The sequence below is a fragment of the Arthrobacter sp. MA-N2 genome (assembly GCF_000517125.1).
Classification (GTDB): domain Bacteria; phylum Actinomycetota; class Actinomycetes; order Actinomycetales; family Micrococcaceae; genus Arthrobacter; species Arthrobacter methylotrophus.
The window spans coordinates 3,227,590-3,250,379 of sequence record NZ_KI912155.1; the positions used below are offsets into that span (position 1 = coordinate 3,227,590).

Sequence of the window (22,790 nt, forward strand, 5' to 3'; positions counted from 1 at the left end):
GCCCGAGGTATTACGGATCACTAGTGGCCAACCGAGTCCAAGGTTGCCGGGATGCTGTCCAGGTAACCCCGAAGGTTCCGGGCGGTTTCTGCGACCGAGTCCCCGCCGAACTTCTCAGCAACAGCTTCGGCAAGTACCAAGGCCACCATGGCTTCGGCCACGACGCCTGCAGCCGGGACAGCACAGACGTCGGAGCGCTGGTGATGGGCCTTGGCGGCTTCACCTGTGCTGACGTCGATGGTCTTGAGTGCGCGCGGGACGGTGGCGATGGGCTTCATGGCGGCGCGGACACGCAGGACTTCGCCGATGCTCATGCCGCCTTCAATGCCACCGGCCCGATTGGTCTGGCGAACGATCCGGCCGGTGTCGTCCTTGACTATCTCATCGTGGGCGGCTGAGCCTCGGCGGGCTGCGGTGAGGAAGCCATCGCCCACTTCGACGCCCTTGATGGCTTGGATACCCATCAGGGCAGCAGCCAGTCGGGAATCGAGGCGACGGTCCCAGTGCACGTAGCTGCCCAGTCCCGGGGGAAGGCCGTAGGCCAAAACCTCGACAACACCGCCAAGGGTCTCGCCTTCCTTGTGTGCCGCGTCAACCTCGGCCACCATGGCGTTCGAGGTCTCGCGGTCGAAGCAACGCAGAGGATCGGCGTCGAGCGCCAAAACGTCGGAGGGCACAGGCAGGGGACGGCCTTCCGGCACGGAGACGCTCGCAATGGAGACCGTGTGGCTGACGAGCTCGATACCGAGCTGCTTTAGGAATTGGGCAGCAACAGTGCCCAACGCGACTCGCGTGGCGGTTTCCCGGGCGCTGGCCCGTTCCAGAACGGGGCGGGCCTCAGGAAACCCGTACTTCTGCATGCCCGTGAAGTCCGCGTGCCCCGGCCGCGGACGGGTCAGGGGCGCATTGCGCGCCTGGTCGGCAAGGAGCGCCGGGTCCACGGGGTCGGCAGACATGATCTGCTCCCATTTGGGCCATTCCGTGTTGCCGATCTGGATGGCGACGGGTCCGCCCTGTGTGACGCCGTGACGCACACCCCCAAGGATGCTCACTTCGTCCTGCTCGAATTTCATCCTGGCGCCACGGCCATAGCCCAGACGGCGGCGCGCCAAAGCGTCACGGATTTCCTCGCTGGTGAGTTCCACACCGGCGGGAACGCCTTCAACAATTCCGAGCAGTGCCGGGCCATGGGATTCACCGGCGGTCAACCAACGCAACATATATCCAATCCTGCCATGTAAGGCCCTTAGTAGACCCGCCGGGGAAGCCCGACTGAGTCACACATCACATCTATGACATCGGCCGTGACGTCAGCGCCGGAAAACAAACGGATTTGCTCCACGGCTTGATAGAGCAACATCTCGAGCCCAGGAACCACAACCCCACCCCGTGAATGCCATGCTTCGGCGATGCGGCTGGGCCACGGATCGTAGGCGACGTCGAGCAGGACACCCGCCGCGCCGTCGGACAGCCTGCCGAGCTGCGCGGCAATGCTGTCTGCCGCCCGCGGGGGAAGGGTGGAGATCACCAGATCGGCGCCCGCCATCCCCTCGGCCGCCTCAGTCATGGGGCGGAGTTGAAGAGAGAGCCCGACGGCGGCAGCCGCGGCTTTCGCTTCGGCGGCACGTCCGGTGTCGCGCACGTAGACATCAACGTGGTGCGAACCGAGCTCCTGCAGCGCCGCGATGGCCGCGGCGGAAGTTCCGCCGCCGCCGAGAATAGCGGACTTCGGCTGCGCCCGGCCCCCTGCATTCCGGACAGCTTCCACGATGCCGGCCACATCCGTGTTGTGGCCAACCCGCCGCACACCGTGCGCTGTGGCTTCAAACGACACCGTATTGATGACACCCAGGTGCAAACCGGCCCCACGGACTTCGTCGACTTCGTCCACCATGGCGGTCTTGAGCGGCATGGTCACCGACAAGCCGCACCAATTGTCCCTGTCCTCAAGGTCCGCCATGAAGGCGTGCAGCCGCTCGACAGTGACGTCGATCGCTGAGTAGTCGATGTCGAGCCCCAGCTTCGCGTAAGCCGCACGGTGGAGTGCCGGAGACTTGGAGTGGCTGATCGGGTGCCCCAGGACGGCGGCACGTCTACTCACACGCACCGCCCGGCGTTGGCAGCACACCATTGGTTGTATTGGTCAACGTACTTGAGGTGCTCCGCCAAGGTGCTGGAGAACTTCGTCTCCTTAGTGTCGAGGTTGATGGTCACCCAGTAGAGGTAGTTGTTTGCTGTCGGCTTCGCTGCAGCATCGATCGCCGTCTTGCCGGGCGAACCGATCGGACCGACAGGCAGGCCCACATTGGCGTAGGTGTTGTAGGGGTTGCTCTTGTCGGCCTTCTCGGCATCGGTCAAGTGGAACGTCTTGGTACCGAGGCCGTAGGTGACGGTGGCGTCCGACTGGATGAGGCCATTCGTCTCAGTGTTGCCCGGCTTGAGCCTGTTGTAGATGGCCCCGGCCACGTTCCCGTAGTCGGCCTGGCCGCCTTCAGCCTGGACGATGCTTGCGACCGTGATGGTCTTGTACTGCTGGGTGGGATCCGTGACGCCCTGCGCCTTGAGTTCATCGGTCGTGGCGGTCACGAGCTTCTGGAGGATGTCTTTCGCGGACGTTCCGAGGGGGAAGCGGTACTCCCCCGGCGCCAGGAAGCCTTCGAGATTTTTTGCCGGGGCGGGGACGCCGAACTGGGCCGGCGAATCGCTGAGTGCCTTCAACTCGGAGACGGGGATACCCGAGCCCTTGGAGATGGCGTCGAGCGACTCGCCGATGCGCAGCCCCGCGCTCAGCGCGAAGTACATGACTTTGGTGGAATCCTTGCCGAGGAGCACATTCACTGCATCTGAGTTCTTCATTTCCGTGCGGAAAGTGAAATCGCCGGGTGAGAGTTCACCACCGGCAGCAGTGAACGCAGCAAGGAACGTGTCGGCATTGGCAATGACGTGCTGGTTCTGGAGCGTGGTCGCGACCAGCTTGGGGCCGGAACCAGGGGCGACCGTCACGGTGACGGAGCCAGAGCCCGGGCCGGGGTAGTCGCTGACCTTGTCCATCCCGAGCAGTGGCTTCAGGAACTGCGCCCCGATCGCGACCGCTGCTACGAACACTGTGAGGCTGAGCAGCAGCGCGACGAGGCGACGCCGCCTGCGGACTTTCTTCGACGGAGCCTTTGGCACAGGCGTAGCGGCCGCCATGAGTTCATGGGGGTCATTCGTGTCGTGGAGTTCGTAATCAAAGGCAGGATCGTGGTGCTCATAAACTTCGTCATGCGCATGTGGATCGTGGAACTCTGCACCGTGCGCGTCCTCGTAGGCCGGAACAGCGGCGAAGTGCTCGACGTCGTGGGGCTCGGCAGTCTCCGGGTGCGCGTCTTCTGCGTGCTGAGCCACTTCGGCCTGGGGAGGCAAGATTTCGGAAGGAACGGATTCATTCTGGATGCCGTCGTCACGGAGCTCGCCGTCACGGAGCTCGTAGGCGTGGAGCTCAGAGGCGTGGGAGCTCGCTTCCGCGTCGGCCGACGCGTAGTCCGGAACGTATGCCCGCTGTGGTTTCGGTACCGCTACAGGTTCAACGTGGACCGGCACAGGCGGTGGAAGTATTTCTCGGTTTTGGGTCTCCAGGAAGCGTTCCCTGGCACGGATTTCACGACGAGTCAGCTGCCGGGTGCGGTCTTCTGAAGCGTCGTTGGAGGGGTCGTTGTTGACCGGGCTCACAATTGTCTTCCCCTCGTTCGAGAGTGTGGATCAATGTCGGAGGATTGCAGCGGCGCCGTGGCACCGTCAACATGTTGGAGCGGCAACGGCGCCTGCACGCGCCTGCCCACATCTGCACCTCTGGCTTTTTGCATGTCGATCGCGTGCTGCAGAATTCCGGCAGCGGCAACCTGATCCACCACTTTACGATGATCTTTGCTGCTCATGCCAGCTTCATGGAGATTGCGGTGGGCCGTCACGGTACTGAGCCGCTCGTCAATCAGGTTGACAGGAACGTCAAGTCCGCGCCGCTGCAAGTGAGCGGCAAGCAACTCGGCGTAGTCGCTGGCCATGACCGCGGACGCGTGTTCCTCACCCTTCATCGTTCGAGGCAGGCCGACAAAGATCTGGACGACGCTGAGCTCGGCAGCCTGCCGGACAATGACCCCGATATCGGAATTTTTCTTGGCGTCCCGGCTCACGGTCTTGAACGGCGTAGCCAGGATCCCGTCGGGATCACAGATGGCAACGCCCACACGGACAGTGCCGACGTCTACCCCCAGCTTGGTGCCCCGCGGGTAGTCGTCGTTGCTCGCAATGGCCTCCAAGATCAGCGCTTGGCGATCGCGTCCACAACGGCCGCAAGGGCCGGTGCGATCTTCGAGGGGTCGGTTCCGCCGCCTTGTGCGACGTCGTCCTTGCCACCACCACCGCCGCCGAGTATTCCTGCAGCCACCCGCACAAGGGCACCCGCCTTGACGCCTGCTTCGCGGGCCGCTTCGTTGGTCGCCACGATAATCACGGGACGGTCGCTGCTGACACCCGCCACTGCCACGGTGGACGCGTCGGAGCCGAGCCGGTTGCGCAGGTCCATGGCGAGGCCGCGGAGGTCGTCCGCTCCCCCGACCTGTCCGGCGTCGTGCGCGACTACCCGTACACCGGCGGCATCCTGCGCCGTGGCAACGAGGTTCGCCGCGGCCGCGGTCAGCTGTTCTTTCCGGAGGCGGTCAAGTTCTTTCTCGGTCGCCTTGAGCTTAGCCAAGGTGCTGGAGATCCGGTCCGCCAACTGGCCCGACGGAACCTTGAGCATCTCGGTCAGCTCGGTGACCAAGGCGCGCTCGGCAGCAAGGTGCCGGAAGGCGTCAAGGCCGACGAAGGCTTCCACGCGGCGGTTTCCCGAGCCGACAGACTGTTCGCCGAGCAAAGAGAGGCTACCGATGAGGGACGTGTTGGCCACGTGGGTACCACCGCAGAGTTCGCGGGACCATGCCCCGTCGATCTCCACGACGCGAACCTCGCTGCCGTAGTTCTCCCCGAACAAGGCCATTGCGCCCAAAGCCTTGGCCTCGGCGAGGCCCATGACCTTGGTGTCCACCCGGAAGTTGTTCCGGATAGCAATGTTTGAGACCTCTTCAATCTCGGACTTCGTGGCTGGGCTCAGCCCCTCGCCCCAGGCGAAGTCGAAGCGCAAGTAGCCGGCCTTGTTGAAAGAACCACGCTGGGTGGCTTCCGGGCCAAGGATCTGGTGCAGGGCCGCGTGCACGATGTGGGTGCCGGTGTGCGCCTGTTCTGCAGCGTGGCGTCGCTCGCGGTCGACGGCGGCACGCACCAGCGCGTCCGAGGCGATCTCCCCTTCGCGGACGATCGCCTTGTGGACGCTCAGGCCCTTCACGGGGCGCTGGACATCGAGAACTTCGACCACGAAGCCGTCGCCGGTGATGAGTCCCTTGTCGGCAGACTGGCCGCCTGCTTCGGCGTAGAACGGAGTTTCGTCGAGCACGAGCTCGATTTCGTCGCCCGTGGAAGCGTGGGCGACGCGCTTTCCGGAGCTGACGATGCCACGGACGCGGGCTTCCCCTTCCAACTCGGTGTAGCCCGTGAAGACGGTCGCGCCTTCTGCCAGGAGCTCCTGGAAGGCCGAGACATCGGCGTGGCCGCCCTTCTTGGACTTGGCGTCGGCCTGGGCGCGCTGACGCTGTTCCAGCATGAGGCTGCGGAATTCAGCCTCGTCAACCTTCAGCCCGGCTTCCTCGGCCATTTCGAGGGTGAGATCGATCGGGAATCCGTACGTGTCATGCAGCGCGAAGGCATCTTCGCCGGACAACGGCTTACCGGCGGCTTTAGAGAGCACCACGGCTTCCTCCAGGCGCGCAGTACCTGAAGCGATGGTGCGGAGGAAAGCCCTCTCTTCGGCGTAGGCGATACGACTGATGCGGTCGAAGTCGGTCTCCACCATAGGGTAGACGCCCTTCATGGCGTCGCGGGATGCCGGAAGCAGCTGCGGGAGGCAGGCTTCTTCGACGCCGAGGAGGCGCATGGCACGGACGGCACGTCGGATGAGCCGGCGCAGCACGTAGCCGCGGCCCTCATTGGACGGGGACACGCCGTCGGAGATCAGCATAAGGGCCGAACGGATATGGTCGCCGACGACCCGCATGCGGACATCGTCCGTGTGGTGTGGATCGTCAGCGGACTCGGCCGAAGTGTATTCCTTGCCGGAGAGCGCTGCGGCCTTGTCGATGACCGGACGGACCTGGTCGGTCTCGTACATGTTCTCGACGCCTTGCAGGATCATCGCGAGGCGCTCCATACCGAGGCCTGTGTCGATGTTCTTCTTGGGCAGTTCGCCCACAATGTCGAAGTCCACCTTTGAGCGGACGTTGTCAATCTGGTACTGCATGAACACCAGGTTCCAGATCTCCACGTAGCGGTTCTCGTCCGCAATGGGGCCGCCTTCGGCACCATAGGCAGGACCGCGGTCGTAGTAGATTTCCGAGCACGGACCGGCAGGTCCGGGCTGTCCCGTGGACCAGTAATTGTCGGCCTTGCCCATGCGCTGGATGCGCTCGGCCGGGATGCCGGTGTTCTTCAGCCACAATTCCTGGGCTTCGTCGTCTTCTTCGTAGACAGTTACCCAGAGACGCTCAACGTCAAGTCCGTAGCCGCCGTCGTCGATGCTCTTGGTGAGCAATTCGAAGGCGAACTTGATGGCGTCTTCCTTGAAATAGTCCCCGAAGGAGAAGTTGCCGCACATCTGGAAGAACGTGCCGTGGCGGGCAGTCTTTCCCACTTCCTCGATGTCCCCGGTGCGGATGCACTTCTGGACGCTCGTGGCGCGTTTGAAGGGCGGCTCTTCGCGGGCGGTCAGGTAAGGAATGAACGGAACCATGCCGGCCACAGTGAAAAGCAGGGAAGGGTCGCTGGATACAAGCGACGCGGAGGGCACGGCTGTGTGGCCCTTGCTGACAAAAAAGTCCACCCAGCGTTTGGTGATCTCCTGCGACTTCATTAGCTGATTACTTACCCTTCTCAATTCACTGCACATGAGTTTGTGCGCGGTTCTGGCATGTGCCATTGCCGCAGCTTCTAATTCTGCCCTGTTGACGGCCGCTTGGGCGAACCGCGGCAGCTTGTACCGCGGCTGCTAGCGCCTATCGGCGTCCGGCTCGTTGACGCCGAGTGCGGCCCGGAGCTCGCCTTCGCGTTCACTCATTCCGGCTCGCACTGCGTCGGCAAAGTCGTACACACCATCAGCCAGGCGAGCTACGGCGCGGTTCAGGCCGTCGGGTCCGATATTGGCCCGTGCTTCGGTGAACTTGCGGAAGGCGATGACACCGATTGCCATACCGATCCCCATCCAGACGATTCTTTTCACAATATTCCTGACGTACGAAGGCCGAGATTGACGAACGGATTCAGCGGCTGCGACGGCCGCTGCGCGGTTTACGGCGGTTGGCAAAGGCCGAACGCACTCCATAGCTGAATGCAGCCACCTTGATAAGGGGCGAACCGACCGTCGCTGCCACCAGCGAGGACAACGCCGAGATGTTGGCGGAGGCATCAGAGACGTTGGAGGTGATGCCATCCACCTTCTTCAGCTGCTGGTTCGTGGTGGAAACGGTCGCTGTGACTTCGTCCATCAGGGGCGTCGCTCCGTCGCTCAAAGAGCGGATGGAAGTGCGGACTTCATCAAAGACGCGCCCAAGTTTGAGGATCGGCACAGCCAACAGCAGCACAAGGAGCGCGAAAACTCCGGCCGCGATCAGGCCTGCAATATCGCCACCAGTCATGGACACTCATCTCCTAGCATTTGTTGCGTAGCGGGTGGACGCGCCGCGCGGTTCTGCGCAAGCACTCCCGGCGTGGCTTCCCCAAGTACCTTACATACAAAGAAGCCCGCGGCGCGTGCCACGGGCTTCTTTGTATGCGCGCTGGAATTTAGCGAGCGTAGAATTCGACGACGAGCTGCTCTTCGCAGGTCACGGGGACCTCAGAGCGCTTCGGGCGGCGAACCAGGCGAGCCTGGAGGGCGTCGATCTTGACGTCCAGGTAAGCCGGAACGACGTTCAAGACGTGTGCGCCGGCAGCTGCAACCTGGAACGGAGCCATGACTTCGCTGCGGCTGTGAACGTGGATGAGCTGACCTTCCGCAACGCGGAATGACGGGCGGTCCACGCGGATGCCATCAACGAGGATGTGGCGGTGCACAACCAGCTGGCGGGCCTGGGCGATGGTGCGGGCAAAGCCGGCACGCAGCACGAGGGCGTCAAGACGCATTTCGAGCAGCTCGATCAGGTTCTCACCGGTCAGGCCCTTGGTGCGGCGTGCTTCTTCGAAGGCACGGGTCATCTGGGCTTCGCGGATGCCGTACTGAGCGCGCAGACGCTGCTTTTCGCGCAGACGTACAGCGTAGTCAGAGTCCTGCTTCTTGCGGGCACGGCCATGCTCACCGGGGCCGTACGGACGGCGCTCCATGTACTTGGCGGCCTTGGGAGTCAGAGCGATGCCGAGTGCACGCGAAAGACGTGCGGTACGGCGAGCACGAGTGTTGTTAGCCACTTGTGTCCTTCCAATATCTGCGGTGTGTCAGTGTTACTGGCCTCCATGAGGGAGAGCATCGGCCAACCGCTGCCTTTTGCTACGGGGCGCAGGGCACAACATCAGAAGCTACGTTCTGAAGGATTGTGCGTCCGTGCCTTGCCAGACAAGCATCTAGCCTACCATGACGGCTACTTGCCCCGGATGATCCTGCGTAGTCGCTCTAGCCTGGGGGCAATGTCCCGCTCCGCACCGTTCGCTGTGGGCTCGTAATAGTCCCTGCCCACCAAATCATCCGGAGCATATTGCTGGGTGGCAACGCCGTGCGGGGCATCATGGGCGTATTTGTAGCCTTGGCCATGGCCAAGTCCCTTCGCGCCCTGGTAGTGGGCGTCGCGCAGGTGCGCCGGAATCCCGATTCCCATGCCGGCGCGCACATCCGCGACGGCCTTGTTGATGCCCATGTAGGCGGCGTTGGACTTGGGCGCCGTTGCCAAGTGCACTACGGCTTCGGCGAGGATGATCCGCCCCTCGGGCATGCCGATGAGTTGTACGGCCTGGGCAGCGGCGACGGCGGTCTGTAGTGCCGTGGGATCTGCCATGCCGATGTCCTCGGCCGCGGAGATAACGATGCGGCGGGCCACGAAGCGCGGATCCTCGCCTGCTTCGAGCATACGGGCCAGGTAGTGGAGGGCCGCGTCGACGTCGGAGCCGCGGATCGACTTGATAAACGCGCTGGCGACGTCGTAGTGCTGGTCGCCCGCCCGGTCGTATCGAACTGCGGCCACATCCAGGGCCCGCTCCGTGTGGCGGAGCTCGACGCGCACTGGAGGCTGCGGAGCGTCATCGCCCGCCAGCCCTTCCTCTTCGGACGCGTCTACGGAAGCGTCGCCGCCGTCGTTGGTGCGGTCTCCGTAGGCCACGCCGGCAGCCGCCTCAAGGGCCGTGAGCGCACGGCGGGCATCTCCACCGGACAACCGGACCAAATGCTCGAGGGCTTCCGGCGTGAGCTCCACTCCCCCGGCCAAGCCGCGGGCATCGGCAACAGCTCTTTGCAGAAGCCCTTCGATGTCACCGCCCGTGAGCGGCTTGAGAGTAAGCAGCAATGACCGCGACAGCAGTGGCGAAACCACCGAGAACGAGGGGTTTTCCGTGGTGGCTGCGACCAGCACAACCCAGCCCTTCTCGACTCCGGGAAGCAGGGCATCCTGTTGGGCTTTGTTGAAGCGGTGGATCTCATCGAGGAACAGCACGGTGGTGGTCCGGTAAAGATCCCGTGCAGTCAACGCATTTTCCATGACGAGCCGGACATCCTTGACACCGGCGGTGATGGCGGACAATTCCACGAACTTCCTGCCCGGTCCGCGGGCGATGACGTGTGCCAGCGTTGTCTTGCCTGTTCCTGGCGGTCCCCACAGGATGACTGAGCTTGGACCGGCGGGGCCGGCGGCGTCAGCTCCGGCGGCGAGCTGCCGCAAGGGCGACCCGTGGCCCAGCAAATGCTGCTGGCCCACGACGTCGTCCAACGTTCGCGGCCTCATCCGGACGGCCAGGGGGCTACGCGGCGACGCCGTGCGCCCTGCCCCGGAACGGTCCGGGTCCGTCGCCTGGCTGCCGGCGTCGTCGTCGTTGTCCGCGCCGGCACCAAAGAGATCTTCCACATGGATAGGCTACTCATGATTCCAGTTAAGGAGACATCGACGTGGAAATCCGGCCATCCGGCCCCAGCGGAAAGCAACCATCGGCGGCGTCCCGCACCGCGTTCATCCCCGGCCCGCGCCTCACCGGCTGGGTGGAACGCTTCGCCGCGAGCCATGGCGCTGTTGAGGAAGAGCCCAACGACGGCGGTACCCTCCTGCGGGCGGCTGATGGCGCCACGGCGCTACTGAGAGCCCCCTGGCCCGTCGATGGAAGGCCCGGCAAGGGATCCACCACTGTGGACCGTTTGGCGTCGCTTGCTTCACAGGAAAGGCGGCTCGGCATCATTCTGGTTCGTCGGGGCGGCTATGCCGTAGGGGTCGTGAGCGGCGGGAAAGTGTCTGCGTCCAAATCGGGTTCCCGTTACATTCAGTCGCGGTCCGCAGCGGGGGGATCCTCGCAGCAGCGGTTCGCCCGGCGTCGCGAGAACCAGGCCAACGCGCTGACGGAAGCTGTGGCCGGATATGCCGCTGGTGTGTTCGCTGGGCACAGCATTGAATACTTGGTCCTGGGCGGTGACGCAGCGCTGTCCGTGGCGGTCGTGGAGGAAGCGGCGTTGAGGGAATACGCCTCGCGGAAAAGGCTCGCGTTCCTGGCGGTCGCCGACCCCAACGCAACCGTGCTCCGCAGGGCCGCGGCAGATGCATGTGCCGTGCAGATACAGGTCACGGACCCGCTGTAGTGGCGCAGAGAAGGTAAGCGACCGGCGTCAACCGCTTGGTCAGATTCAGATCGCGTAGCTCAGCGGGGTCGAGCACCACCGCCTCGCCGGCGAAAAGCTACACCTCTGCCGGGGGATACCGGCCAGCCACACATCAGCAGCGCCCAACCCCTCCAGCCTGCAACCGAGAAGAATGCCGTGGTTCCCGCAGTCGAGTCCCATGACCCTTCGAGCAACAATGTTATGCATGGTACATTGCAATACATGATAGATGGATTGAAGATGCAGACCAACCTCAGGAAGGGTGTCCTGGAGTACTGCGTCCTGGCTGTTATCGCACAGGGTAAGTGGTATGGCCTAGATATCGCCCAGCATCTACACCGGATGGACTTGATCGCGAGCGAAGGCAGCCTGTACCCGCTCCTGTCGCGTCTACGGACCAGGGGACTGGTTACGACAGCCTGGCAGGAATCGAACGAAGGGCCGCCGCGGCGCTACTACAGCCTCTCGTCTGCCGGAGCGGATGATTTGAAGGGTTTCATCGACATCTGGAGGACCTTTAGCGATTCTGTTGATCGAGTCTTGTCCAACACTACAAACAACGAGAAAGGAGCCGGATAGTGGATCCGCTCGAAAACCCCAAGGTCCAGCGCTACCTCGGCGAGGTCAGCGGCTTCCTGAAAGAGGTATCCCCTGAGATGCGTCAGGAAATCCTGGAAGGGATTGAAGACCATTTGAGGATGGCAATGGCTAGCGGCGGCTCCGATGTAGACCAAGCGCTCAGGGGCCTTGGCCGCCCAGAACTCGTCGCCGAGGCAGCACTTGGCGGGCACGAGACCGCCGGAGTGCAGGCTGAAAAGCAGCCTTTGTGGAAAAAGGTCCTGGTATCCGGTCCTGACGCTTTTGCTGCTGCTTCTGGCGGGTTCGGCTGTTGGCGGGCTCCTCGGGGTCCTTGCAGGGCTGGTTGGCTTGATTTTCCTGTGGAGCAGCGGGGATTGGAAGGTTTGGGAGAAAGCGCTGGCAACGATCTTCCTTCCTCTGTACGGGATCGTGGGATTGTTCCTTGCAGTGCCGGACAGCATGTCGGCACTCCCTTTGGTTTTCGTCGGGGTTTCCCTTGCACTGGTTGTATATCTGGGTTGGGCGGCCAACACCCGACGCCGCGCATCCCGAGAATATGCAATAGCCTGAAACAGCCTCGAAAGCACACCTCCATGCGAGGTGAGGATCTTCCGGCGAACATCAAATAGTCTTCCGGACTTGCCGGGCCCGGGACAGCGAAAGGTCACGGCCCGGGCAGCCGAACCGGAACCGATACCGCGATAGCGAATCTCAGGACAACACCAACGCGCCAACGAGAAGTAATGAGAAAAGGCAGGGCTGCGGGAATGTGCCGTGTTTGGCTTGCCGTGGTCAGGCTCGGAAGGGATCGTCGTCAGACGCTTTCCATATTCAGCTACCGGTCCCCCGGCCGTGGCCACCCTGCCGCCTCCATGTCCCCGTTCTGCAAGGCAGCGTCGCGCCCTGCAGAACTTCAAAAGCATTGCGGAGCCAAGCCGGTGACTTCGCGACTGCTATACGAGCAGTGGGCAAAGACGCGCGCACCTACCCAAGGAACCGCGATAAATTGTCGGTGGCTGCTGCGATGCTGTGGGTATGGGTGGAAGGACAGCGTGGGGCGTGGAGAGCAGGGCGGCCGTGGAGGCCGTTGCCGCGCTGGCCGCCATCAGCGGGGACGCTAATTCACCGCGGGACGCCGATCCGCTGCGGAGCCTGGTAGATGGTTGCCTGGACGGCCTCGCCGAGGTCGCCCGCCTGGAAGCCCGGACCGCCGCGCTGAAAGCCAAACTCGCCGCCGACTACGTCCGGACGGCCAAGGCGCTTGCGCGACCGGCCGCCTCCCCGCAGGACCGCACCGCCCACGAGCTGGCCCTGATCGCCGAGCCCTCCATCGCCCGCCAACTGATCACCGACGGCGCAGAGTCCTTCCACCGCGTCCTGACCGACCCCCGCGACGGCGCCCCGCTGGAAATCGGACGCACCAGCTACCGCCTCACCAAAGCCCAACGCCAATGGCTCCGCGACGGCAAATGCCCCTACCCCGGCTGCAACAACCACTCCCAGGACAACGAAGCAGACCACCTCCTGGCCTGGGCCCACGGAGGCACCACCGGCATCTCCAACCTGGCCCAACCCTGCCCCAAACACCACCGCCTCAAACACAGGACCGCATGGACCCCCACCACGGCCAGCAAAAACCAGCCGCCGTGATGGACATCCCCTTCCAAACGCCACTACCCCAGCGAACACCACGACTGGGAACCACCCCACTGGCCAGAACACATCCCGATCACCGACACACAACCAGGCCCACAACCACGCCCGGACGAAGAACCGCCCGAAATGCCACCGGACCCCTTCCCGCACTGGCACTCCTTCATGGACACACACCCATGGCCAGCATGCGACACGGACGACACGGACGACACGGACAATCTTGGCTGGCCCACGCCCCTCGACGAGCACTTCCCGGACAGTGTCGTGCGCCACGGGACCTCATCGACCAGACCCTTGTAAAAGAGCCGCAGGGTCCACACCTCTGAATGCCTTCACGACGGCGCAGCCCGGCCGCGCCTTCTAACAGCCTGACAACCCCCGCCGGAGCCGTGCCTGCCGGTAGAGATACCTGCCATGCTCTGCGAACCCGGCGCCCCTGTAGAGAGCTTGGGCGCCGGTATTCGAGGCCGTCACGAGCAACCAGAACTCGGATACGCCTCGGTGGCCGCCCGCTTCCAGAAGTGCACCCAGCACCCGCCGCCCGAAGCCTTGCCGACGGTGTTCGCCCTCGGTTGCCATGCAGTAGATGCCTCCCTTGCCGTCCACCAGGGCGAGGCGCCCGACGGCGGCCGAGGCGCCGTCGTCGTCCCTTACGAGGACGTAGATCGAGGGACACGACGCCAAGATCTTCCGGGCAATCTCCAGCTCCGCGTCCCCGCCGCGCCCGTCGACGGACCACCACAGCCGGAGCCACTCTTCGGAAGGCTCTTCAGAGATCTCGACGGCTTTAGCCAGGCCATCGGGCGGCGTAGCGGGAAGAGTGCCACCCGGGCGAATCATGATGAGGGTCTCGGACTGCCGGGTGAATCGCTGCGCATCAAGCACCGCGTTGAGGCCCGCGCTCCGTTCGTCCTCGAAAATCTGGAAGATCAGCGGGAGGCGCCGGGACCGATACCACTGCGTCGCGGCGCTTACTGCCGACTCGTCGTCATGGGTCTGTTCCCTCGGCCAGACCGAGTTTGCCCGCTGTGTGACGCCTCCTGCGGCCCGCAGCACCCATCCACCGGCGTCCTCACGATCCGGGGCCGGCCACGCACGGTCCATCAGCTCCTCAACCAATGCAAGGCCCATTTCCTGCGCCACCGGTCCTCCTCAAAGTCGGTCTCCGCCGTGGTACGCCGGAGGCCCTCGCAAGTTGCGAGGGCCTCCGGGTTGTTTCCAGGGTTCCAGCTACTCCGATTTGGCTGCTGATGTTGCCGGAGCTGCTTGCGGCTTGGCCTCAGGCTTGAAGTCGACTCCGGCTTCCTTGCGCTGCTGCGCCGTGATGGGTGCAGGGGCCGCCGTCAGGGGATCATAGCCGCCGCCCGACTTGGGGAAAGCGATCACGTCGCGAATAGAGTCCACGCCGGCCAGCAAGGCCACCACACGGTCCCAACCGAAGGCCATGCCGCCGTGGGGAGGTGCGCCGTACTTGAATCCCTCAAGGAGGAAGCCGAACTTGGTCTGCGCGTCTTCCTTGTCCAGACCCATGAGCTCGAAAACGCGCTCTTGGACATCGGCCTCGTGGATACGGATGGATCCACCGCCGATTTCGTTGCCATTGCACACGATGTCATAGGCGTAGGAAAGGGCTGATTCCGGGTCCTTGTCGAACGTGTCCAGGAACTCGGGCTTCGGGGAGGTGAACGCGTGGTGCAGGGCCGTCCACTGGCCGCCGCCCACCGCGACGTCGCCGGAGGCGACGGCTGCGGCTGCGGGTTCGAACATCGGGGCGTCCACGATCCAGACGAAGGCCCAGTCTTTGGGGTCGATCAGGCCCGTGCGGTGGCCGATCTCAACGCGGGCGGCGCCCAGCAAGGCACGGGACGGAGACTTCTCGCCGGCGGCGAAGAAGATGCAGTCGCCCGGCTTAGCGCCCACGGCGTCTGCCAACCCCGCGCGCTCGGTGTCCGTGAGGTTCTTGGCAACAGGACCGGTGAGCTCACCGTCTTCCTTGAACAAAACGTAAGCAAGTCCCTTGGCACCACGTTGCTTGGCCCATTCCTGCCAGGCGTCCAGCGCCCGGCGGGCCTGCGACGCTCCACCGGGCATGACGACAGCGCCAACGTAGGGCGCCTTGAAGACACCGAAGTTGGTGTCTTTGAAGAACTCCGTCAATTCGGTGAGCTCCAAGCCGAAGCGTAGATCCGGCTTGTCGGAGCCATATTTGGCCATCGCCTCGTGGTACGTCATGCGGCGGATCGGTGTCGGGATCTCGACGTCAATCAGCTTCCACAGTGCCTTGACGATGCTTTCGCCAAGCTCAATGACATCGTCCTGGTCAACGAAGCTGGCTTCGATGTCAAGCTGGGTGAATTCCGGCTGGCGGTCCGCGCGAAAGTCTTCGTCGCGGTAGCAGCGGGCGATCTGGTAGTACTTTTCGAAACCGCCCACTTGCAGCAGCTGCTTGAAAAGCTGCGGAGACTGCGGAAGAGCGTACCAGGAACCCGGTGCCAAACGCGCCGGAACCACGAAGTCACGGGCGCCTTCCGGCGTCGAGCGGGTCAGCGTGGGGGTTTCGATCTCCACGTAACCCTGCTGGTGAAGCAGTTCGCGGGCCACGCGGTTCGCTTCGGAACGCAAGCGCAGGTTCCGGGCGGGGCCGGGGCGACGCAGGTCAAGGTAGCGGTGCTTGAGGCGGGCTTCCTCACCGACCTCCACGTGCTCGTCGATCTGGAACGGCAGGGGATCCGAGGTGTTGAGGACCACCACTTTCTCAGCAATGACCTCGATCTCACCGGTGGCGAGATGCGGGTTCTCGTTACCCTCCGGACGCTTGCTCACGGTGCCCACGATCTGCAGCACGTATTCATTGCGCAGGCCGTGGAAGACCTCTTCCTCGCGGACAACCACCTGGGCGACACCGGACGCGTCACGCAGATCGACGAAGGCCACGCCACCGTGATCGCGGCGGCGGGCTACCCAGCCTGCCAGGGTGACGGTCTGTCCAATGTGCTCGGAACGCAAGGATCCGAGGTCATGTGTGCGCAGCACAGCATTCCTTTCAACATGATTTTCAGCGGATCATGGCAAAACGATCCCGTTCGAGTTTACCCGTATGGACGAAGCGTCGCCGCCACGAGGCGCCGCCAGCCCGCACCTAGCGTGTGGTAACGCGGACGTGGAGGTCCTCGGGGGATGGCGCCCAGCTGGCCGGGTCCGCGTCCACTTGTTCCCCGGTGCGGATGTCCTTCACTTGGTGCTTGCCGTCGTCGTCCGTGAACCAGACGAAAGGAATGCCGCGTCGGTCGGCGAATTTGATCTGCTTGCCGAACTTCTCGGCCTTCGCGGCAACTTCGGTTGCGATCCCCCGCCCGCGCAGCTGGGCCGCGACGTCCTGGGCGGCAGACCAGCTGTCGTCGTTGTTCAGGGCCACGAGCACTGCCGTGGGCACCGAGCGCGACGCCGTCGCGAATTCCTGGCTCAGGATGCGGGAGACAAGGCGGGTCACCCCGATCGACAGGCCGACGCCGGGGAACTTGCGATTGCCCTTGCTGGCAAGGGCGTCATACCGGCCGCCGGAGCAAATGGAACCGAGCTGCTCATGGCCCACCAGGACGGTTTCGACGACAGTACCGGTGTAGTAGTCAAGGCCGCGGGCGATGCTTAGGTCCGCCACAACCTTGCCGGGGGCGCGCTGCACAGCGGCCTCAATGACTTGTTCCAGTTCACTGAGGCCCTCTTCCAGAAGCTCGTCCGTCACGCCCAGGGCGCGGACCTGTTTCACAAAGGAAGTGTCCTCGGTCCGGATGCCCGCGAGCTTCAAGGCAAGTGCTGCCTGCTCCTCCGTGGCGCCAAGTTCGCTCATGAGCAATTCGGCGACTTTCGCTTCACCGATCTTCTCGAGCTTGTCAATGCTGCGAAGCACGCCGGCGGTGTCCGTGAGGCCAATACCGCGGTAGAAGCCCTCGGCCAACTTGCGGTTGTTGATACGCAGGCGGAAATCCGGAATGGGAAGTGCGCTGAGCGCTTCAGCGATGACGAGGGCGATCTCGACGTCGTAGCGGAAGGGCAGCTCGCCGTCGCCCACGACGTCGATGTCCGCTTGCGTGAACTCGCGGGCGCGGCCTTCCTGGGGACGCTCCCCCCGCCACACTTTCTGGATCTGGTAGCGGCGGAACGGGAAGGCGAGGTAACCAGCGTTCTCCACGACGTATCGGGCAAAGGGCACCGTCAGGTCGAAGTGGAGGGCCAAGGCGTGCGGATCTGCTTTGTCCGCCTTCCCGCCCTCGTTTCCGGGTTCGCCGTGGGTTGCGTCCTCGTCTTCCTGCAGGCGGCTGAGACCGTACACCTCTTTGTCGATCTCGCCCTTCCGGAGGAGTTGGCCGACTGTTTCCACAGCGCGGGTTTCGATCGAAGAGAAGCCATGGAGTTCGAACGTCTTGCGCAAAGTGTCCAGGACATGCAGTTCCACCAACCGCTCCTGGGGAAGCCACTCGGGGAATCCGGACAGGGAGGCGGTACGAGCCATGGTGGAAATTTCTCCTCAATGATTGCGCGGGCCGGACCTTGCGCCACGAACCACGGGCCGATTCGGCTCAGGTTAGGCGGGCGCCCAGCCAGTCATGCATAAACTATGTGCGGCAGCCAGTTTATGCTTTCGGCGCCTGCACATCTAATGCGGGTACCCGATTCGGGTTGCCTGCGATGGAAGCTTGTCCATACAACCAGGAGGACTCTTGTCTACAAGGCCGCGGGACAACCGTGAAGCCAAACGGCGCATCAGGCAGATGGAAGCCAAGCGCGAGCTGCGGCGTGCACAGGGCAAGCGCCGCCGTCGGGACAATGTGATCGCCGTCGGTGTGGGCGCTGCCGCCCTGATTTCCGCCGTCGTGCTTCAACTCACGGTGTTCAACTCGAACCCGAGCGAATCGCAGTTCGCAGCGGCGCAAGCCGGGCTGAGTTCGCCGTCCGCCGCTGCCTCGGCGAACCCATCCGCTTCCGCCGCGGGGACCGGGTCGAATAGTGCCGACATTCCCAAAGCGGACACCGCCGCGGGTAAGACGTTCACCGGCCAGCTAAGCCTCAACGGAGGGGCAGTCGGCGTCGAACTGGATGGCACAACGGCTCCCCAGGCCGCAGCCGTGTTCAAATCCCTCACTGACGCGAGTTATTACAGCGGGCTCAAATGCCCTCGACTCACCACCGCCGACAACTTTGCAGTGCTGCAGTGCGGGGCCAAGGGCACGGACACAAGCGATGATCCCAACTTCCACTGGGGACCGCTGGAGAACACGCCCGCTAATAACACTTACCCGGCCGGGACCATCGCCGTCGCCCGTACTGGCAACAATGCGTACGGCAACGGGCACCAATTCTTTATTGTCTATAAAGACACTGTCATTCCCCCGGATTCTGCAGGTGGGTACACGGTAGTGGGGAAGGTGACGAGTGGCATGGACGTCGTGACGAAGATTGCCCAGACGGGTATTAATCCGGGCAGCAGCGCCACCGACGGCGCCCCTGTGGCACCTGTCACGATAGACTCGTTTTCTCTGAAGTAACCAGCACGAACTACCGTTCGCGGCGCCTTACCTTAGTAATCCCTCCAAGCGAAAGACTTTTAGCGGTGACAGACAGTCAGAAATCCGACGAAACTGCAGTAGTGGCCAACGAAGAAGAAGTCCAGGCACCGGCAGCCGCCGACGCCGGCGTTGAGTCGGCTGCGCCGGCAGACGAAGCGGCAGAGTCCGCCCCGACGCCTGCTTCTCCGACGCCACGTCCGGCCCCCTCGCATACACCGTCTCCTGCAGCCTTTGCTGCCCGTCCGAAGGCCGCAGCTAGCGTGATTCCGGCCGCTCCGGCGGCCCAGCCCACGGCTGTGTCGCTCGCGGAGGCCGCCAAGTGGGGGCGCGCCGAGGGTGACGGCCATGTCTTCCTGACCATCGACGGCGAAGAACAGCCGGTGGGACAGTACCCGGGAGTAAGCACCGACGAGGCATTGGCGTACTTCGCCCGGAAGTACGAGGACGTGGTCGCGCAGATCGTCCTCATGGAACACCGTGTGGAATCCAAGGCTCCGGCCACGGACATGCAGAAGACAGTGGACCACCTGCGTGAGCAGCTTGCCGAGCGCAATATGGTGGGGGACATCCGCACCGCCGAGTCCCGCCTGGACGCTTTGACCGGGCAGATTTCTGAACTGGAAAAGTCCGAGAAAGCCGCGCACGAAGCCGCACGTTCCGCGGAGCTGGCAGCCCGCGAGGCGATCGTTTCCGAAGCCGAATCCATCGCCTCACAGGATCCCTCCCAGGTGCAGTGGAAGACGTCCAGCGCCCGCATGAACGAACTCTTCGAGAGCTGGAAGACGGCCCAGAAGAACGGCATCCGGCTGGGACGCAGCAACGAGGACGCTCTGTGGAAGCGGTTCCGTTCGGCCCGTACGGTCTTCGACCGCCACCGGCGCGCCTATTTCTCGCAGTTGGACAGCACCAACTCGGCCGCGAAGGTGGCCAAGGAACAGCTGATCGAGGAGGCCGAAGCACTCTCGAGTTCCACTGACTGGGGCTTCGCGGCGGGCGAGTACCGCCGCCTCATGGACCAGTGGAAGGCCACGCCCCGCGCCAGCCGCAAGGACGACGACGCCCTGTGGCTCCGTTTCCGTGCCGCCCAGGACGTCTTTTTCAGCAACCGCCAGGCTGCCAACGATGAGATCGACCAGCAATACACGGCCAATCTCGCCATCAAGGAAGAGCTCATTGTGGAGGCCCAAGCCCTCTTGCCGATCGCGGACCTCAACGCGGCCAAGAAGTCCCTGCAGTCCATCCGTGACCGCTGGGAAGAAGCCGGAAAGGTCCCCCGCGCCGACATGGGCAGGATCGAAGCCGGCCTGCGCAAGGTCGAGGACGCCGTCCGGGAGGCTGAAGAGGACAAGTGGCGCCGGAGCAACCCGGAGACGAAGGCCCGCACCAATAGCGCCCTATCACAGCTTGAGGCTGCCATCGCAGGCCTCAAGGAAGATCTGGAGAAGGCCGAAAAAGCCGGAGACCAGCGCCGCATCAAGAACGCCCGCGAGGCCCTCGAGGCACGCGAGGCGTGGCTTGACCAGATCCAGCGTTCGGCCAGCGATCTCGCCTAGTAGTAGTAAGAGCCTAGGGCTAGAGAGCCTGAGCCCGGTATTGCACCGGGCTCAGGCTCTCTAGCTTTCTCGAGATTCTTTCGGTGTTGTACCAGCGAATGTCCTCGTCCAATGCTGTTTCCAGTGCGTCTGTGTTGGTGAACTGGACGCGCTGGTAGCGGCGTGAACGCTGACCGATGGTGCTGAAGATGATTCCGGTGATCGTTGGAACCCGCCGTCAGCGATTCAAGGATTCGTCGAGGTACCTTGCTTCGATTTCAGCGATGACACTATCTCCGGGGGGTGTTGTGATGCCTGTTGTTTGTCGTAGCGACTCTCCGGGCGTCCACCCCTTGCCGATTGGTGGCGGCTCAATATCGTGTTTCCAATTTGGGGCGACCCGGTCAAGCAGCAATGCCAGGAAACTGCCGGTGGAGTAATACGCGGAGTAGTCGAGCCCGCTCTGTTCCTCGGGCAGGTCCCAAACCTTGTCGAGTGCCGCCACCAAGGAATTTTCCTTGGACGCGGCCCCCTTGGAAGGCACGGCCTGTCTGTACGTGTACTCAAGATAGCGTGCGGTGCCTTCGATGGCTTCGACGTTGTCCTGCGCCTTGAGTTGCGGCCATTTCTTATAGCGTGCCGCGCGGATCCCCGCGAGGTCTTTCGCGAGGCCTGGGAGCTTTCCCACCTCGGCCGTCGGCACCCGATCCAGGATTGACAACTCCGTCTTTAACATTCGGTAGTGCTCGTCCGTGCGGGGGAAATGGAAGACTCGAGAGTCGACAGAATCGTAGCTCCAGTTCGCCTGCTTGTTTACGTGGAAGGCCTCATGCATTGAGAACATTGCAAAACCCAGGCCCTCCGGAGGGTTCTCTCCGAGCATCCCTTCATGGAACTTAAACGCCAGAACCTTGCGCTCACCGATGGCGATTGGAGTGAAGTTGAAAGAACCCCAAAGCTCCGCATTAGCCGCCTCGAAGGTGTTGCTAACGTAGACATCATCAAGGGCGGGATTACCGGGGAATTCGACTTTCTTCATATGGCTCGTATCTACCAGGTGGCTCATGTTGATCACGTAGGCGTAGTGCCAGAGCGGGCTCTTAGCACCGTCGGTTCGAAGCAACAGGAGAGGCTCGCGGTCGTAACGGTACCCGGCCGTCCAGAGGTTCTCCGGTTGAGCCTTGAAGGCACGGTACTGCTCAGTTAGCTGATCGAACGTCGTGCGGTCCGTCTGGTCCAGGCTCTGATACGAACCTGCTGGCAGCGCCCTGTACACAGCCCCGGCGATCACTGCAGCAGCGACAAGAAGAAGCATCACTGAGAGAGCCACAAGGCGCACCAAGCTCCGAGATCGCCACCGTGGGATCGTTAAAGGCACTTTTTTCCTTTCGGATTCAGTCAGGTTCATCCATCAGTTCCTTGGCGTTCCAAGCTCCCTTTCCCGCGCGTGATCTTCAGTAAAATCAGGCAGGATCACGTGAATGGCCGGGTACTGGGAACGGTTGTAGGTATTCAGAGGTGAATCGACATGGATTGGCTCTGAATTTCTTAACTTGATAGTGACAAGTTCCGACATAGTGACGACGTAACGGGTAAGCGGTTACCAACACGCGTTAACGGCAAGGAAGGGACAGCGCCGTTCCAATTTCTTCGATGAATCTTGTGGGGTCGATTAGTCAGGAAAACATCTTCAGCGACACAATAAACTAAGGATTCTGATCGGTCCAAACGGTACTTACAAGAGACGCTGCCTGATGAAAGCGTGCAAGAAGACTGTCTGAGTGAACCAGCATTATCGCCACATTTCCAGGCCCTGTCCCGGTTATCCACATAGCCGGGACAGGGCCTGTTCTTCATTCGGCTGCCACGCGAGGATTGCTGAATGGACACAGGATTCCCGCCTTCGCAACAACTGGACTCTCCTGCCCAGGATCTGTACTCGCCCAGTCCGCTGTTCACGTGGGCTGAGCTTCAGTCAATGGCCGCCGACGGCGTGCTCACGCCCCTCTACGAGAAGAGCTTCACCCCTCCTGGACTTGCTGTCACCCCACGGCTCCGCGCCCGTGCAGCTGCATTAGTAGTTCCGGATCGCATCCGGAGGAAAGTCATTGCAGGCCGAATGACGGCGGCCTGGATCTACGGTTGCGCGGATGCTCCCGAAAGGCTCTCGCTGCTAGTTGACGCCAAACACCGCATATCGAGCCTTCGCTCGGCCCGGGCCTGCATTCTGCACGAAGTGCGCTTGGGCCAACTGGACGTGGTCAGCATCGGCGGTCTTCTGGTAACCACTCCCCTCCGGACGGCTGTGGATGTGGCCCTGTATGTGGAAGCGGACAGGGCCGTGCCGGCCCTGCGGAGGTTGTTGTCCCAGGAGCAGCTGGGCGTTCGGCTTCGGCTCCTGACGCTTGCTGTGGAGGCGTTCCCCAGGGTCCCGTACAAAAAAGCCGCCTTGCGCAAGCTCACAGCCCTAGCGCTTCAACAAGACGTGCTTCATCAAGACGCGCTTCAGACTGAGGCTCTCCCGCCCAAGGCAGCCGCTTGAGTTTCGAC

Annotated in this window: 20 protein-coding genes and 1 pseudogene; 7 read left to right on the forward strand and 14 right to left on the reverse strand. The window is 63.0% G+C overall.

All coding sequences use genetic code 11. From position 1 onward, the window contains the following. Positions 1–20: 20 nt before the first annotated feature. The 9 genes from aroC to A3M3_RS0115845 form a co-directional block, all read right to left on the reverse strand. Positions 21–1,220, reverse strand: a complete 1,200-nt coding sequence (aroC, locus tag A3M3_RS0115805) for a chorismate synthase (RefSeq protein ID WP_028267140.1) — start codon at positions 1,218–1,220, stop codon at positions 21–23. Positions 1,221–1,246: 26 nt separating this feature from the next. Further along, positions 1,247–2,101 carry a shikimate dehydrogenase gene (locus A3M3_RS0115810; RefSeq protein ID WP_028267141.1) on the reverse strand — a complete coding sequence of 285 codons (855 nt, stop codon included), beginning with the start codon at positions 2,099–2,101 and terminating at the stop codon, positions 1,247–1,249. After that, positions 2,098–3,711 (reverse strand): endolytic transglycosylase MltG, encoded by a 1,614-nt coding sequence (mltG, locus tag A3M3_RS0115815; protein WP_028267142.1) that lies wholly within the window; start codon positions 3,709–3,711, stop codon positions 2,098–2,100. The genes A3M3_RS0115810 and mltG overlap by 4 nt, the downstream gene beginning before the upstream one ends. Then, on the reverse strand, positions 3,708–4,298 hold the full coding sequence (gene ruvX / locus A3M3_RS0115820) for a Holliday junction resolvase RuvX (RefSeq protein WP_028267143.1): 591 nt from the start codon (positions 4,296–4,298) through the stop codon (positions 3,708–3,710). The genes mltG and ruvX overlap by 4 nt, the downstream gene beginning before the upstream one ends. 2 nt (positions 4,299–4,300) lie before the next feature. Further along, complete coding sequence (gene alaS, locus A3M3_RS0115825; protein WP_028267144.1) at positions 4,301–6,979, reverse strand: alanine--tRNA ligase; 2,679 nt, start codon at positions 6,977–6,979, stop codon at positions 4,301–4,303. A 135-nt stretch (positions 6,980–7,114) separates the two neighbouring features. Beyond that, a complete protein-coding gene (locus A3M3_RS0115830; RefSeq protein ID WP_028267145.1) occupies positions 7,115–7,327 on the reverse strand; it encodes a hypothetical protein in 213 nt (70 codons plus the stop codon). Positions 7,328–7,385: 58 nt separating this feature from the next. Continuing rightward, positions 7,386–7,760: a DUF948 domain-containing protein gene (locus tag A3M3_RS0115835; RefSeq protein WP_028267146.1), complete on the reverse strand. Its 375-nt coding sequence runs from the start codon at positions 7,758–7,760 to the stop codon at positions 7,386–7,388. Between the two features lie 148 nt (positions 7,761–7,908). Continuing rightward, positions 7,909–8,529 carry a 30S ribosomal protein S4 gene (gene rpsD / locus A3M3_RS0115840; RefSeq protein WP_028267147.1) on the reverse strand — a complete coding sequence of 207 codons (621 nt, stop codon included), beginning with the start codon at positions 8,527–8,529 and terminating at the stop codon, positions 7,909–7,911. A 170-nt stretch (positions 8,530–8,699) separates the two neighbouring features. After that, a complete protein-coding gene (locus A3M3_RS0115845) occupies positions 8,700–10,169 on the reverse strand; it encodes a replication-associated recombination protein A (RefSeq protein WP_028267148.1) in 1,470 nt (489 codons plus the stop codon). Positions 10,170–10,210: 41 nt separating this feature from the next. On the opposite strand from A3M3_RS0115845, the gene A3M3_RS0115850 reads away from it, so the two are divergent. From A3M3_RS0115850 to A3M3_RS29020, 4 genes and pseudogenes are all read left to right on the forward strand, one after another. Then, positions 10,211–10,888 carry an acVLRF1 family peptidyl-tRNA hydrolase gene (locus A3M3_RS0115850; RefSeq protein ID WP_028267149.1) on the forward strand — a complete coding sequence of 226 codons (678 nt, stop codon included), beginning with the start codon at positions 10,211–10,213 and terminating at the stop codon, positions 10,886–10,888. A gap of 261 nt (positions 10,889–11,149) precedes the next feature. Continuing rightward, positions 11,150–11,488 carry a PadR family transcriptional regulator gene (locus A3M3_RS29575; RefSeq protein WP_442853119.1) on the forward strand — a complete coding sequence of 113 codons (339 nt, stop codon included), beginning with the start codon at positions 11,150–11,152 and terminating at the stop codon, positions 11,486–11,488. 77 nt (positions 11,489–11,565) lie between these two features. Then, a complete protein-coding gene (locus A3M3_RS29580) occupies positions 11,566–12,117 on the forward strand; it encodes a hypothetical protein (RefSeq protein WP_442853120.1) in 552 nt (183 codons plus the stop codon). 694 nt (positions 12,118–12,811) lie between these two features. Beyond that, a pseudogene (locus A3M3_RS29020) lies at positions 12,812–13,444 on the forward strand (HNH endonuclease signature motif containing protein); the annotation flags it as partial. Between the two features lie 60 nt (positions 13,445–13,504). Here A3M3_RS29020 and A3M3_RS0115870 read toward each other — a convergent pair. The 3 genes from A3M3_RS0115870 to hisS form a co-directional block, all read right to left on the reverse strand. Then, entirely contained in the window at positions 13,505–14,275 is a 771-nt protein-coding gene (locus A3M3_RS0115870) for a GNAT family N-acetyltransferase (protein ID WP_028267153.1), read from the reverse strand. A 99-nt stretch (positions 14,276–14,374) separates the two neighbouring features. Then, positions 14,375–16,177: an aspartate--tRNA ligase gene (gene aspS, locus A3M3_RS0115875; protein ID WP_028267154.1), complete on the reverse strand. Its 1,803-nt coding sequence runs from the start codon at positions 16,175–16,177 to the stop codon at positions 14,375–14,377. 106 nt (positions 16,178–16,283) lie between these two features. Next, entirely contained in the window at positions 16,284–17,654 is a 1,371-nt protein-coding gene (gene hisS, locus A3M3_RS0115880) for a histidine--tRNA ligase (RefSeq protein ID WP_028267155.1), read from the reverse strand. 259 nt (positions 17,655–17,913) lie between these two features. On the opposite strand from hisS, the gene A3M3_RS0115885 reads away from it, so the two are divergent. Both A3M3_RS0115885 and A3M3_RS0115890 read left to right on the forward strand, forming a co-directional pair. Next, a complete protein-coding gene (locus A3M3_RS0115885) occupies positions 17,914–18,687 on the forward strand; it encodes a peptidylprolyl isomerase (RefSeq protein ID WP_197023325.1) in 774 nt (257 codons plus the stop codon). 65 nt (positions 18,688–18,752) lie between these two features. Next, the gene (locus tag A3M3_RS0115890; protein ID WP_028267157.1) at positions 18,753–20,261 is read left to right on the forward strand and encodes a DUF349 domain-containing protein; all 1,509 of its coding nucleotides are present in this window, start codon (positions 18,753–18,755) and stop codon (positions 20,259–20,261) included. A gap of 19 nt (positions 20,262–20,280) precedes the next feature. Here the strand turns inward: A3M3_RS0115890 and A3M3_RS29310 are convergent, their stop codons facing one another. Together A3M3_RS29310 and A3M3_RS0115895 are read right to left on the reverse strand one after the other, a co-directional pair. Further along, positions 20,281–20,463 (reverse strand): IS3 family transposase, encoded by a 183-nt coding sequence (locus tag A3M3_RS29310; protein ID WP_081736834.1) that lies wholly within the window; start codon positions 20,461–20,463, stop codon positions 20,281–20,283. Between the two features lie 15 nt (positions 20,464–20,478). Beyond that, positions 20,479–21,648, reverse strand: a complete 1,170-nt coding sequence (locus A3M3_RS0115895) for a hypothetical protein (RefSeq protein WP_028267158.1) — start codon at positions 21,646–21,648, stop codon at positions 20,479–20,481. A gap of 474 nt (positions 21,649–22,122) precedes the next feature. Here A3M3_RS0115895 and A3M3_RS25490 point away from each other — a divergent pair, with 474 nt between their 5' ends. After that, the gene (locus A3M3_RS25490) at positions 22,123–22,782 is read left to right on the forward strand and encodes a type IV toxin-antitoxin system AbiEi family antitoxin (RefSeq protein ID WP_081736835.1); all 660 of its coding nucleotides are present in this window, start codon (positions 22,123–22,125) and stop codon (positions 22,780–22,782) included. Positions 22,783–22,790 lie beyond the last annotated feature (8 nt).

What these genes read in the sequence shown, in the direction of transcription:
- A3M3_RS29575 (WP_442853119.1), top strand. Translation starts at nt 11,150, where the DNA reads ATGCAGACCAACCTCAGGAAGGGTGTCCTGGAGTACTGCGTCCTGGCT.
- hisS (WP_028267155.1), bottom strand. Translation starts at nt 17,654, where the DNA reads ATGGCTCGTACCGCCTCCCTGTCCGGATTCCCCGAGTGGCTTCCCCAG.
- A3M3_RS0115895 (WP_028267158.1), bottom strand. Translation starts at nt 21,648, where the DNA reads ATGAACCTGACTGAATCCGAAAGGAAAAAAGTGCCTTTAACGATCCCA.
- aroC (WP_028267140.1), bottom strand. Translation starts at nt 1,220, where the DNA reads ATGTTGCGTTGGTTGACCGCCGGTGAATCCCATGGCCCGGCACTGCTC.
- A3M3_RS0115830 (WP_028267145.1), bottom strand. Translation starts at nt 7,327, where the DNA reads ATGGGGATCGGTATGGCAATCGGTGTCATCGCCTTCCGCAAGTTCACC.
- A3M3_RS25490 (WP_081736835.1), top strand. Translation starts at nt 22,123, where the DNA reads ATGGACACAGGATTCCCGCCTTCGCAACAACTGGACTCTCCTGCCCAG.
- alaS (WP_028267144.1), bottom strand. Translation starts at nt 6,979, where the DNA reads ATGAAGTCGCAGGAGATCACCAAACGCTGGGTGGACTTTTTTGTCAGC.
- A3M3_RS0115870 (WP_028267153.1), bottom strand. Translation starts at nt 14,275, where the DNA reads ATGGGCCTTGCATTGGTTGAGGAGCTGATGGACCGTGCGTGGCCGGCC.
- A3M3_RS0115835 (WP_028267146.1), bottom strand. Translation starts at nt 7,760, where the DNA reads ATGACTGGTGGCGATATTGCAGGCCTGATCGCGGCCGGAGTTTTCGCG.
- A3M3_RS0115885 (WP_197023325.1), top strand. Translation starts at nt 17,914, where the DNA reads ATGGAAGCCAAGCGCGAGCTGCGGCGTGCACAGGGCAAGCGCCGCCGT.
- A3M3_RS29580 (WP_442853120.1), top strand. Translation starts at nt 11,566, where the DNA reads ATGCGTCAGGAAATCCTGGAAGGGATTGAAGACCATTTGAGGATGGCA.